At 69.6% G+C, this 12,701-nt stretch carries 6 protein-coding genes; 1 reads left to right on the top strand and 5 read right to left on the bottom strand.

Features of this window, described 5'->3' with window-relative positions; genetic code table 11:
• Positions 1–40: 40 nt before the first annotated feature.
• Both AWC18_RS18395 and AWC18_RS18390 read right to left on the bottom strand, forming a co-directional pair.
• Positions 41–2,251 carry a copper-transporting P-type ATPase gene (locus AWC18_RS18395; protein WP_085139654.1) on the bottom strand — a complete coding sequence of 737 codons (2,211 nt, stop codon included), beginning with the start codon at positions 2,249–2,251 and terminating at the stop codon, positions 41–43.
• Between the two features lie 271 nt (positions 2,252–2,522).
• The gene (locus AWC18_RS18390) at positions 2,523–5,954 is read right to left on the bottom strand and encodes a non-ribosomal peptide synthetase (protein WP_085139653.1); all 3,432 of its coding nucleotides are present in this window, start codon (positions 5,952–5,954) and stop codon (positions 2,523–2,525) included.
• Positions 5,955–6,040: 86 nt separating this feature from the next.
• Here AWC18_RS18390 and AWC18_RS18385 point away from each other — a divergent pair, with 86 nt between their 5' ends.
• Positions 6,041–7,579 (top strand): (2,3-dihydroxybenzoyl)adenylate synthase, encoded by a 1,539-nt coding sequence (locus AWC18_RS18385; protein WP_085129725.1) that lies wholly within the window; start codon positions 6,041–6,043, stop codon positions 7,577–7,579.
• Positions 7,580–7,590: 11 nt separating this feature from the next.
• Here AWC18_RS18385 and AWC18_RS18380 read toward each other — a convergent pair whose 3' ends face one another.
• Genes AWC18_RS18380 through AWC18_RS18370 form a run of 3 tightly spaced genes read right to left on the bottom strand, consistent with a single transcriptional unit; the run spans position 7,591 to position 12,598 of the window.
• The gene (locus AWC18_RS18380) at positions 7,591–8,205 is read right to left on the bottom strand and encodes a DUF3060 domain-containing protein (protein WP_064998417.1); all 615 of its coding nucleotides are present in this window, start codon (positions 8,203–8,205) and stop codon (positions 7,591–7,593) included.
• A gap of 59 nt (positions 8,206–8,264) precedes the next feature.
• Positions 8,265–10,004: an ABC transporter ATP-binding protein gene (locus AWC18_RS18375; protein ID WP_085139652.1), complete on the bottom strand. Its 1,740-nt coding sequence runs from the start codon at positions 10,002–10,004 to the stop codon at positions 8,265–8,267.
• Complete coding sequence (locus tag AWC18_RS18370) at positions 10,001–12,598, bottom strand: ABC transporter ATP-binding protein/permease (protein WP_085139651.1); 2,598 nt, start codon at positions 12,596–12,598, stop codon at positions 10,001–10,003. The genes AWC18_RS18375 and AWC18_RS18370 overlap by 4 nt, the downstream gene beginning before the upstream one ends.
• Positions 12,599–12,701: the final 103 nt, after the last annotated feature.

Below are 12,701 nucleotides of genomic sequence, written 5' to 3'. Positions count from 1 at the left end.
CCTCAACCCGACATTTGTCTGTCGGTCTGAGACCACCGGGTCACGTATCGGACTCGGGCTCGGTGAGCCGCTGGGTGCGCAACCGCAGTGCATTGCCGATCACGCTGATCGAGGACAGTGACATGGCGGCCGCGGCGATCAGCGGAGACAGCAGCAGGCCGAATGCCGGGTAGAGGATCCCGGCGGCAATCGGGATGCCCACCGCGTTGTAGCCGAAGGCAAAGAACAGGTTCTGCCGGATGTTGGCCACGGTCATCTTGGAGAGTTCGCGGGCGCGCAGGATGCCGGTGAGGTCACCGTTGAGCAGGGTGACGCCGGCACTTTCCATCGCCACATCGGTTCCGCCGCCCATGGCCAGGCCGACGTCCGCGGCCGCCAGCGCGGGAGCATCGTTGACGCCGTCACCGGCCATCGCCACCACCCGGCCCTCGTCACGCAGCCTGGTGACCACGTCACTCTTCTGATCGGGGAGCACATCGGCTTCGATGCGGTCGATGCCCAGACGGCGCCCGACCGCCTGCGCGGTCACGCGGTTGTCGCCGGTCAGCATGACGATGTCGATGCCTTCGCGGCGCAATGCGGCCAGTGCTGCCGGCGTGGTCGGCTTGACCGGATCGGCGATGGCGAAGATGCCGGCTGCCCGTCCGTCGACGCCGAGGTAGATGGCGGTGGCTCCATCCGAGCGGAGCCGGTCGGCCTCGGACTCCAGCGCACTGACGTCGATCCGCTGCGAGGTCAGGAATTCCGCGTTGCCGGCAACCACGTGACGTCCATCGACAACTCCGACAACACCCCGGCCGGCGGGCGCCTCGAAGCTGTCGACGTCGGGAATGCCGACGCCGCGTTCGGTCGCCGCCGCCACGATGGCCTGCGCCAGCGGGTGCTCAGAGGCCCGCTCGACACCGGCGGCCCATCGCAGGATCTCGTCGGGGTCGAAGCCCGATGCCGCAAGGGTGTCGGTCACCGCGGGACGGCCCTGGGTCAAGGTGCCGGTCTTGTCGACCACCAGGGTGTCGACCTTCTCCATGAGTTCCAGCGCCTCGGCGTTCTTGATCAAGACACCCAGTCTGGCGCCGCGGCCCACTCCGACCATGATCGACATGGGCGTGGCCAGTCCCAGCGCACAGGGGCAGGCGATGATCAACACGGTGACCGCGACGATCAGGGCGTGCGCGAGTTTGGGGTCGGGGCCCACCAGGGCCCAGACGATGAACGCGATCACCGCGACGGCGATCACCGCGGGGACGAACACCCCGGCGACACGGTCGGCGATCCGCTGGATCGGTGCGCGAGAGCGTTGCGCCTCGGCCACCATGGCGACGATCCGCGCCAGCATCGTGTCGCGGCCGATCTTTTCCGCACGCATGACCAGCCCGCCGGACTGGTTGATGGTGCCGCCGATGACGGTGTCACCGGCGGTCTTGGCGACCGGCATCGACTCTCCGGTCACGACCGACTCGTCGACGGTGGAGCTGCCCTCCTCAACGGCGCCGTCGACCGGCACCCGCTCGCCGGGCCGTACGCGTAGCCGATCCGCGATCTGTACGTCCTCGAGGGTGATCTCCTCGTCGGCGCCGTCGGGACGGATACGCCGGGCAGTCTTGGGAGTCAGATTGAGCAGGGCCTTGATGGCACCCGATGTCTGTTCGCGCGCCCGCAGTTCCAGCACTTGGCCGAGCAACACCAAGACGGTGATGACCGCTGCTGCCTCGAAATAGACGTCGACGACGCCCATCTCGCGAAACGAGTCGGGGAAGACATCGGGCGCGACGGTGGCGACGACACTGTAGCCCCAGGCCACCCCGGTACCCATCGCGATGAGAGTGAACATGTTCAAGTTCCCGGTGCGTACCGAGTCCCAGCCGCGGACGAAGAACGGCCACCCCGCCCACAACACGACCGGCGTGGCCAACACCAGCTGAATCCAGGCCGACACCGGTGCCGAGATGACACCCGGCACCAATCCGATCAGGTGACCGCCCATCGACAGCACGAACACCGGCAGCGCCAGGGCGAGGCCCACCCAGAATCGGCGGGTCATATCGGCCAGCTCGTGGCTGGGGCCGGTGTCGGCGGTGACAAATACCGGTTCCAGCGCCATGCCACAGATCGGACAGGAACCCGGGCCCGGCCGACGAATCTCGGGGTGCATCGGGCAGGTGTATTCCGCGATCTCCGCCGCGCCCGAGTGCTCGACACCCACGCTGGGGCGGCCGTGGTCGTGCCCTTCGTGGCCGATGTGGGCCGTCATGGTCGGCAATCCCCCATTGCCGGGCGCCCCATCCGAGCCGGGGCGGGCGGGCCGTCGATCGTGGTCAGCACGGTGAGCTCACCTCCGCACAAGCGAATGACTGTTCGTCGCAGCCCATCTTGCCCGCCATGCGCTGGTCCCTCGGCGAATTCGGCAAGATCGTGCGACCCGCCTATCGGTGCCACCACATACAAGGGATCGCCGATCATCGGGAGATGTTGGGTGACAAAGAATTAGAGGCACATGGCGATCAGGCACGGTTGCCCGGAACTCATTCCTCTCCGATTGCCGCCAGCACGTCGGCGGCATCGAGCTGCGCCACTTCCAGATACACCTCGGCGACCGCGTCCAACCGTCCCGGTGCGTCCTCCGCAGCAGCCAGCCGGGCGGCCAGCCCTGCGACGGTTCGGGTGGCGAAGATATCGGCCACCACGGCGCCCGGGGCGTCCAGCCAGGTGCGAATACGGGACACAGCGGCCGTGGCCAGTACCGAATCCCCTCCCAGCGCGAAGAAGTCGTCGTCGGCCCCCACCCGGGCGACGCCGAGCACCTCGGCGATGATCGCGGCCAGGGCGCGCTGCAGCGGGCCGGCCGGCTCGCGGTAGCCATCGCCTGCCGCCATGTCCGCGGCCAGCTCCGCCGTCACCGCCCGCCGGTCGATCTTGCCGGAAACCGTGTAGGGAATCGCCGCAACCAGGCGCAGCTGTCGGGGAATCATGTGCTCAGGCAACGACTCGCCCAACCCGGCCTGCAATTCGGCGACGCTCACCGCTGGATCACCGGTGCGCACCGCGGCTGCCAGCACCTCACGCCCGCCGGCGTCGGTCAGCGCCACCACCACCGCCTCGGCAACCCCGGGCAGCCGGCGCAGCGCGGATTCGACCTCGCCGAGCTCGATGCGATAGCCGCTGACCTTGACACGGTGATCGGCCCGGCCGACGAACTCCAAGGTGCCGTCGGGAAGGTAGCGGGCCAGATCGCCGGTGCGATACCAGGTTCGGCCGGCGTGCTCGACGAACTTCTCGGCGGTCAGATCGGGCCGGCCGCGGTAACCCGAGGCGATGCCGCGCCCGGCGACCCACAGCTCGCCGGCCACCCAGTCCGGGCGGTCGGCTCCGTCGGCGCCGACGACCCGGCAGGCGATGTTGGGCAGCGGGGTGCCGTAGGGGACCGCGGCCCAGTGCGCCGGTGGTTCACCCTCGACCTCGCACAGCGTGGCGTGGATAGCGGTTTCGGTGGCCCCGCCGAGTCCGGCGAACCGCACGCCGGGGGCCACCTCGGCGAACCGTCGAGCCAGTTGCGGGCGCACCCAGTCGCCACCGGTCAATACCGCCCGCACCGAAGACAGTTCACCGCCGGTGGCGGCCAACATCTCCAACGCCCCCGGCATCAGATTGAGCACGCTGACCCGGTGCCGCGCCACCAGTTGCGCCCACACGTCGGGGCTGCGCCGGTCAGCCTCGTCGACCATCACGATCGCCGCGCCGGCACGAAGCATCGCGAACACGTCGAGCACCGACATGTCGGCGTCCAGGGTCAGCAGCGCCAGGCTGCGGTCGCTCGGAGCGAATCCGAAGCGAGCGCTGAGGGTTTCGACGGTGTTCATCGCGGCGTCATGGGTGACCTCGACGCCCTTGGGCTCGCCGGTGGAGCCGGAGGTGAACACCACATAGGCCAATTCGGCCGGATCGGTGCGAACCGGTTCCACCGCACCGGAGTGCTGCAGCGCTTCGGAGACCGCCAGCGCCGGAATCTCCAGGGCGGGCACCGCATCCCCGGTCACCAGGGCCAGCGCAGCACCGCCCAGCGCCAGAATTCGTTGTCTGCGCTCGGGCGGCTGATCGGCGGCGATCGGCAGATAGACCGCACCGGCGGCCAGGATTCCCAACAGGGCCGGGATCTGCTCGGCACCCTTGGGGCCCAGCAGAGCCACTGTGTCACCGGGTCGCACGCCCCGCTCTCGCAGCGCGGCGGCCACCGCCAATGCCTGATCGCGCAGCTGTCCGTAGCTCGACTCCCCCGAGGCGTGCAGCAGCGCGACGGCATCGGGATCGCGGTCGGCCTGGCGAAAGAAGCCGTCCTGCAGTGCTTCTCCGCTGGGCTCAGCGGTACCCGAGTTCACCGAGTTGCGCACCTGGGCCTGGTCGGCCGGCAGCGCTGCCGGCGCCGGCTCCGCCCAACCCTCGCCGCCGGCCAGCCGGGTCAGGTCGGCGATGTGGTGAGCGAACATGGCGTCGATCACGCCCGGCGCGAACATGTCTTCGCGCACATCCCAATTGACCAGGACTCCACCGTCGAACTCGGTGACCTGCGCGTCGAGCAGCACTTGCGGGCCCTGGGAGATGATCCAGACCGGGGCGCCGAACGCCCCGGTGACCTCATCTGCGAACAGCTCCCCGAGACCCAGCGCACTGGTGAACACCACCGGCGCCAGCACCTGCGTGCCGCGGTGGCGGCTCAGGTCACGCAGCACCGCCAGGCCGGGGTAGTCGGCGTGGGCGGCGGCGGTGCGCATGGCGTCCTGCAGGGCGTGCGCGCGCTGAGCGCCGGTGCCGGCCTGACTCAGGTCCACATCCAGCAGCAGTGATGAGGTGAAATCCCCGACCAGTCTGTCGACGTCGTCGTGCAGCGGTTCCCGGCCGAACAACGGCACATTGAGCAGGAACCGGGGTGCGTCCGACCAATTGGCCAGGGTGTGGGAGAACGAGGCGGCCAAGGTCATGGCCGGTGTGACGCCGTGGGCGCGGGCCTGACCGTACAGCGCGTCGCGGGTGTCCTGGTCGAGCCAATGCCACCGCCGAGTACTGCGCCGCGGGTCGGCGGGGGCGCCTGCGGGCGGTGGCAGCTTGGGCGGGTCGGGCAGGTCGGGGATGCGCTGCGCCCACCACTGAGCATGGCTCTCGTCGGGCTGGCGTTCGGCGGTGGCCTGGCGGTACTGCCGGTAGGTATAGCCCAGCTCGGGCAACGTCTCCCCCCGGTAGGCCGCGGCCAGATCCGCCATCAGGGTTCGGTAGCTCATGGCGTCGGCGGCCTGCATGTCCAGGTCGACGTGGAGGCGCGTGGTTCCGTCCGGCAGCAACGACACCGTGAGCTCGAAGACCGCGTCGTCGAGCTGCTGGTGCGATTTCGCCACGCGGGTGGCATCCAGCCGCTGGGCCACCGCGGTGGCATCGAGTTCCCGCAGGTCCTGCACGGCGACCGGCAGTTCGGCATCGGGCCGGATGTGCTGGGTGCCATCAGGTGAGAACTGCACCCGCAGCATCGGGTGGCGCGCGGCCAGTGCACTCGCTGCGGCGGCCAGCCGGCCCGGATCGATTCCCGGGTCCCCGGGGCGGGTGTGGAACTCCACATACAGGTGCCCGGCCACCCCGCCGAGCGCGACGTCGTCGTCGCGGCCCACCCACATGGCGTGCTGCATGGGAGCCAGCGGAAAGGGTGCGCAGGCATCAGCGGGATCGACCATCGGGGCGGTCTCCGGCGCCGGTTCGCCCCGGCCCAACAGGTCCTGCCACGCGGTGATGCGGGGATCGGCGGCCAGCGTGGCGAAGTCGACGTCGATGCCCTGCTTGCGCCAGCGACCGGCCAGGCTCATCATCCGGATCGAGTCCAGACCCTGTCCCACCAGATCTGCCTCGGGATCGACGGCGCTGGCGTCCGCGCCGAGCAGGTCAGCGACCTGTGCGCGTATCTCGTCCGGCCCCACGACGCGACTCCACCCTTCGTTAGGCTGCCCTAATTTCTCGAAGCTACTCTATCCAGGTTCGGTCGTCGGCACGCCAGGGAGTACACATGCACGGGTTCGTACCGTTTCCCGACGAGCGGGCCGCCGCCTATCGTGCGGCCGGCTACTGGAACGGGCGGCCCTTGACGTCGCTGCTCGACGACGCCGCGACGCGTTGGCCCGAGCGGCGCGCGGTGATCGATGACGGCACGACGCTGTCGTATGCGCAGTTGGATGCGGCCGCCGATCGTGCGGCGGGCAGTCTGCACCGGCTGGGTGTCGGCGCCGGCGACCGGGTGTTGCTGCAGTTGCCCAACAGTTGCGCGTTCGCGGTCACCCTGTTCGGGCTGCTGCGGCTGGGCGCTGTTCCGGTGCTGTGCCTACCCGGACACCGTGCTGCCGAGATCGGGCATCTGGCCGAGGTCAGCGATGCTGTCGGGATCGTGATCCCCGACGCCACTGCGGGATTCGACTACCCGGCGATGGCCGCCGAGCTGGGGCTCAGACGACTCATCCTCGACCAGGCGGGCGAGAGCGCCCCCGCGCCGCGGGTCGCCCCCGACCCCGCCGCGCCGGCGCTGCTGCTGGTCTCCGGTGGGACCACCGGGATGCCCAAGCTGATCCCCCGCACCCACGACGACTACGTCTACAACGCCACCGCCAGTGCGCAGCTGTGCCAGCTGACCGCCGATGACGTCTACCTCGCGGCACTGCCGGCCGCCCACAATTTTCCGCTGGCCTGCCCGGGGTTGCTGGGAGCCATGTCGGTGGGCGCGGCCACCGTCTTCGGCGCCGACCCCAGCCCGGAGGCGGCATTCGCCACCATCGCCCGGCACCGGGTGACGGTCACCGCGCTGGTGCCGGCGTTGGCCACGCTGTGGGCGCAGGCCTGCGACTGGGAGCCTCAGAGGCCGACGACCCTGCGACTGCTGCAGGTCGGCGGCGCCAAGCTGGCCCCGGGCGACGCCCGCCGGATTCGGGAGGTTCTGACGCCGGGCCTGCAGCAGGTGTTCGGCATGGCCGAGGGGTTGCTCTGCTACACCCGGCCCGGCGACTCAGCGGAGTTGCTCGACACCACGCAGGGCCGGCCACTGTGCCCCGCCGACGAGGTGCGGGTGGTCGACGAGACCGGCGCCGAGGCATCCGAGGGCGAGCTGATGGTGCGCGGGCCCTACACGATCAACGGCTATTTCAACGCGGCCGAGGCGAATGAGCGATCCTTCAGCCCGGACGGCTTCTACCGCAGCGGTGACCGGGTCCGCCGGTTGGCGAATGGCTACCTGGAGGTGACCGGCCGGATCAAGGACGTGATCGTCCGCGGCGGCGAGAACATCGCTGCCGACGAGCTGGAGTCGCACCTGCTGCAGCATCCGGCGGTTCGCTCGGCCGCAGCGGTCGGCTTGCCGGATCAATATCTGGGCGAAAAGATCTGCGCCGCAGTGGTCTTCAACGGCTCACCGCTGACCTTGGCAGAGCTCAACCGCCACCTCGACGAGTCCGGGGTCGCAACCCACATCCGGATCGATCAGCTGGCGGCGCTACCGGCACTGCCCACCACGGCGGTCGGCAAGATCGACAAGAAGGCGTTGATCAACCAGCTCGGGTGACGCGAGGTGACCTAGCCCGCCTCAACCACGTTGTCGAGTCCCGAGGTGCTGACTTCCGGGTTCCCCGAGTGGTAGGTGACCCGGTTGTTGAGACCAGATGCCGTGACCGTGGGCGTCGATTCGACGGTGATGATGTTGCCGATGCCCGACACGGTCAGACCGGCGCACTGACCGGTGAGCTCCACCGTGTTGCTGACCCCGCTGATCGAAACGTAGCGGCCGGCGCAGTCCAGCGTCTTGTTCTCCCCGGCCCCGGTGATGCTCAGCGTGACGTTGCCGTCCGGCGCCGGTTCGGCCGACACCACCGGGTTCGGGATCGGCGGCAGGGTTGGGGCGACGACCGGCGGTACCGCGGACGGTATCGGGATGAAACCGCTGGGCACAGTGGGGTGCCCAGCGGAGGTGGTGAAGCCGCGAGCGGCCACGAAAACAGCGATCGAGCCTGCTATCACCAAGGCCGCTGCGATCACACTGACGACGACGGCGAGAATCCTGCCGTTGCCCGACCCCGGCGGCCTCCCGTCGATGGAGCCCGATGAGACGGTCAGTTCCACCGGACGGGCGGAGACCGACACCGGGCGCTCCAACTCCCGTATGCGGGCCTCCGGGTCATCGTCGGCGTTCACGACTGAATGATCGCACAGCTGACGCGACGACGAGCCCTGTTGCGTCCGGTTGGGTTCGGCTACCCGGCGTGGATCTGCCATCCGGCGGCATCGTGTTGCTGCCGCCAGAACTCGGCGAAACGTCCACCGGCCGCGCGCAATTCATCGATGGTCCCGTCCTCGATGACCCGACCGTCGTCAATGAACAGCACGCGGTCGGCCTGGGAGATGCTGGCCAACCGGTGCGCAACGATCACCCGGGTGCGCGGTCGCGGTTCGGAGCTCAGGGCGGCGACGATCGCTGCCTCGTTCTCGGTGTCCAGGGCGCTGGTCGCCTCATCGACGAGCAGCACCGGGGCGGGTTTGAGCAGCGCCCGAGCAATGCTGACCCGTTGGCGCTCACCGCCGGACAGCGCCGCGCCGGCTTCCCCCACTCTGGTGTCAGGGCCGTCGGGCAACCGGGCGACCAGCTCGTCGACACGGGCCAGTTCGGTGGCCCGCTCGACTGATGCCTGATCGGCGTCGGGGTCTCCGACCAGGATGTTGTCGCGGATCGTGCCGTCGAGCAGGTAGGGATGCTGGAACACCACACTGGTGACGGCCCGCCGCGACGGAGCGTCCAGCTCGGCCGCGTTCCCACCGTCGAGCATCACCCGGCCGCCGGTGGGCTCGTGCAGTCCGGCGATCAGCGACAAGATGGTGCTCTTGCCCGAGCCGGACGGCCCGACGATAGCCGTGGTGGTGCCGGGCTGCAGGGCGAAGCTGACCCGGTCGAGCACCGGGGGGCCGGCCGGGTCGTAGCCGAACGTGACGTCGTCGAACTCGATACGCACCGCGCCGCTGTCCTCCGATGCCCGGCGGGGGCCGACCGTGACCTCCGGTGCGGTGAGCACGGCGCGGATCCGCGCAAGAGAAGCCCGTGTCGACTCCAGGGCCGGCGCCAGCTCGCTGATGGCGGTGAACGGTTCCAGGTAGCGAGCCGCCACCACGATCAAGGCGATGGCCTCGGGCACGCTCAGTGTGCCGGTCACGGTCAACGCGGTGGTGCTGCCGGCGAGCAGGATCAGGGCACCCTGGCTGGCCAGGCTGAACAGCAGTTGCCCGGGAATCTGCATGAGCAGCAGCCGCATCGCCGCGCCGTGCTGGGCGCTCAGCGCCTGCCCGACGGTGCTGCGCTCGGGCTCGACGCGCCGTGCCGCGCGCAGCGCCTGCTGGGTGCGGGCGAACTCGATGATCCGTTCGGTCAGGGCGGTGTTGGCCTCGCCGGCCGCGGCGTCCGCGCGGGCGCTGAGCCGGTTGGACGCCCACAGCGCCCCCAGCAGCAGCGGGACACCGCCCAGCGCCGCCAGACCGAGCTGCCAGGACACCCCGAGCAGGGCCAGTGCGATCGCCGGCGGCAGCAGGATGGCACTGATCAGGGGGGTCAGCAGATTGACCACCAGGCTGACCAGTTCGGGGCCGGTGGCGGCGATCGCCTGTCGCGCGTCGGCGGTGTTGGCGGGCGTGAACCAGCCCAGCCGGACGCCCGGCAGCCGGTCGGCCACGTCATGTTGAGTGCGATCGAGGACGGCGAAACCCAGGTCGAATCCGATTCGGGCGCAAGCGAAGTCGATCAGCCAACCCGCGGCGGTGGCGACGGTCAGCCACCCCAGCCATACCACCGCCGAACTCGGGGTGTCGGAGAAGAGTGCGCTCACCAGCGGGACCAGCAGCACAGTCCCGGCTGCCCGCACCGCCACCGACGCCAACGTCAGTGCGACGTAGCGGGACATCTGGCCGCGGCGCTCGCGCGGGATCAGCTGGATCAGGGTGCGAATCATCGGCCTGCCTCCGCGCCGACGGTGGCTGCGGCACGGCCGGTCTGCCACAACTGCAGGTAGCGACCGCCTGCTGCCAGCAACTGGTCGTGGTTGCCCTGTTCGACGATCCGACCGTCGTCGAGCACGACGATCTGATCGGCTCCGGTGATGGTGTGCAACCGGTGGGCGATCACGAGCACGGTGCGGTCCCGGGTCAATCTGTTCAGCGCTTGCTGCACCAGGTATTCCGATTCCGGATCGGCGAACGCGGTGGCCTCGTCCAGGATGAGCACGGGTGTGTCGGCGAGGATGGCGCGAGCGATGGTGAGCCGCTGACGCTCCCCACCGGAAAGCGCCGCCGCGGCGCCGAGCACGGTGTCGTAGCCGTCGGGCAGCCGCAGAATCCGGTCGTGGATCTGGGCTTCGCGGGCGGCGGCGTGTACCTGCTCGTCGGTGGCGTCGGGGACGGCCAGCGCGATGTTGTCCCGCACGCTGCCGTGCACCAGCTGGGTTTCCTGCAGGACGAATCCCACCCGCTGGTAGAGCTCCTCGGCTGTCAGCGACCGGATGTCTTGTCCATCAACCGATATCGAGCCGGCCTCGACGTCGTGAAACCGGGCCAGCAGCGCGGCCAGGGTCGACTTTCCCGAGCCGGAGGGGCCGACCAGTGCGGTCACCGTGCCCGGCTGCAACGTCAGGGACACATCGCGGATCACCGGGACGCCGGGGCGATAGCCGAAGGAGACCGCTTCAAAGCGCACCGTTCCGACCTCTGCCGTCGGCACCGCAGTGGCGTGCTGCTCGACCGCGAGTTCGGGTTCGTCGAGGGCGATCTGTAGCCGCCGCGCGGCGAGCATGCCGCCGCGGATGCCGCCGACGCCCAGGCCGATACCCAGGAGTCGCGCTCCGAAGGTGGTGCCCAGCAGCAGGAACGGCAACAGGTTCACCGGGTTCATTCGGCCGGCGATGATCAGCGGGGCGCCGGCCAGCATGATCAGCCACAGGAAGGTCGACGGGCGGGTCACCAGGTCCATCAGGGTCTTCTTGCCGACGAAGGGCCGCTGCCAGTCCACGAGAAAGTTGATGTAGCCGTCGAGGCGGCGGAAGGTGGAGGCGGCGGCGCCGCCGAACACCCGGATCACCGGCTGACCCTCGAGGTAGGTGCCGGCCTCGCCGTTCATCCGCTCGGCCCAGCGTTGCGCCTGACTGATCTTGGGGCCGGACTGGGTCATCATCATCGACGTCAGCACCAGGTAGACCAGCACCGGCAGGAAGAGCACCAGGGCCACCCGCCAGTCCACCACGAACAGGTAGACCAGCACCGCGACCGGTGCCACCACGGCGGCGACGGCGTCGGGGATGGCGTGGGTGACCAGATAGTGCAGGGACAAGGTGTCGTCGGCGACCAGTTGCTTGATAGAGCCGGATCCGCGAGCGGTGAACCAGCCCAGCGGCAGCCGCGAGAGCTTGCTCAGCAGTCGTGTCCGCAGCTCGCTGGCGAAGCGGGCGTCGACGACGTGCAGCCACAACGTCAACCCGGCGCCCAGCAGGGTGCCCAGCCCCAGCAGGGAGAGCGCGGCGACTCCGACCGTCCACAGCCGTGACTCGTCGGCGCCGGCGACCAGTAGCCGGGCCAGCTCAACCAGCAGCACAAACGGCGCCAACTGCAGCAGCGTGATCAGGGCCTGCAGGACACCGGAGACGATCAGCGGTACCCGCAGCCGACCGAGCAGCCGACCCGCCGCCTGGGCCCGCCACGCCCCCTTGGCGTTGACTCTGCGTTCACCGGGCGCCTCACTCGCATGTGTGTCAGGTGCCGGCAGAGTCAACGGCGTCTGCGGGGTGGCCTCGGCTTTCTCGGGTCCGCGCTGGGTGCCCATGGCGCGTCCGGCGGTCCAGTAGGCCTGCGCGTGGATCTCGGATTTGGGGAATCCGAACTCGTCGCGCAGCCGCGTCCGCAGCGCCTTGAGCGTCGCGGCCTCCGGGGTGGCCCAGGCATACCAGTCCGACCAGTCCCGGGCCTCGATCGCCGCGGCCAGCGAATTCGCGTCGCGGCGGGGTACCCAGTGCACCCGCAGCCGGGGGTGCTCGCGCAGCGGGATCAACAGATCATCGTCGGTGTGCTGCTCGAGGTAGAGCTCGATCGGTACGTCGGGCGCGATGGTGTCGATGATTCCGTTGATGCCCGGAATCGATGCCGAGTCCCCCATCAGTAGGTAGCCGGCGGGCTGCGCGTCGGCGTCGGGCACCTCGAAGCGCGACGAGCCCATCAGCGACACCGCCGCGATAGTGGCTCCGGGTTCGACGGTGCGGGCCCAGCGGGTGGCCGGCCCGGCGGGTTCGTGCAGCATCATGTCGACCGCGAAGCGCCCGCTCTCGGCGTCGCCCTCGGCGATGGTGTAGGCACGCTGGAATTCGGTGTCCGATCCGTCCGGGTCCGGGAACCAGAATCGCAGCCAGGCACTGGGTTCGACGGCCGCGTCGGTGAACAGGGTGGGTGAATGCATCCAGACCCGGATGCAGTGTGGAGCGATCCAGCTGGTCTCGAGCACCGTGACGATGTGGTCGCGAGCGCCGAACCCCCGCAGAATCGCACCCTGCAAGCCGCGCGCCATCCCGGTCCTTTCGCCAACGGTGGCCCACCCCGCGGAGTCGGGCTCGACGTCCCGCCCCCGAGCCGAACCTAGGTTACCCTACCCTCACTTACTGGGAGCCGGG

This window comes from Mycolicibacter nonchromogenicus (assembly GCF_002101775.1).
Classification (GTDB): Bacteria; Actinomycetota; Actinomycetes; order Mycobacteriales; family Mycobacteriaceae; genus Mycobacterium; species Mycobacterium nonchromogenicum.
Note: the sequence above shows the minus strand (reverse complement) of the source record. Positions and strands in the feature narration are given on the sequence as shown.

Coding starts and splice junctions, on each gene's coding strand:
- AWC18_RS18395 (WP_085139654.1), bottom strand. CDS start 2,251: ATGACGGCCCACATCGGCCACGAAGGGCACGACCACGGCCGCCCCAGC.
- AWC18_RS18385 (WP_085129725.1), top strand. CDS start 6,041: ATGCACGGGTTCGTACCGTTTCCCGACGAGCGGGCCGCCGCCTATCGT.
- AWC18_RS18375 (WP_085139652.1), bottom strand. CDS start 10,004: ATGATTCGCACCCTGATCCAGCTGATCCCGCGCGAGCGCCGCGGCCAG.
- AWC18_RS18370 (WP_085139651.1), bottom strand. CDS start 12,598: ATGGCGCGCGGCTTGCAGGGTGCGATTCTGCGGGGGTTCGGCGCTCGC.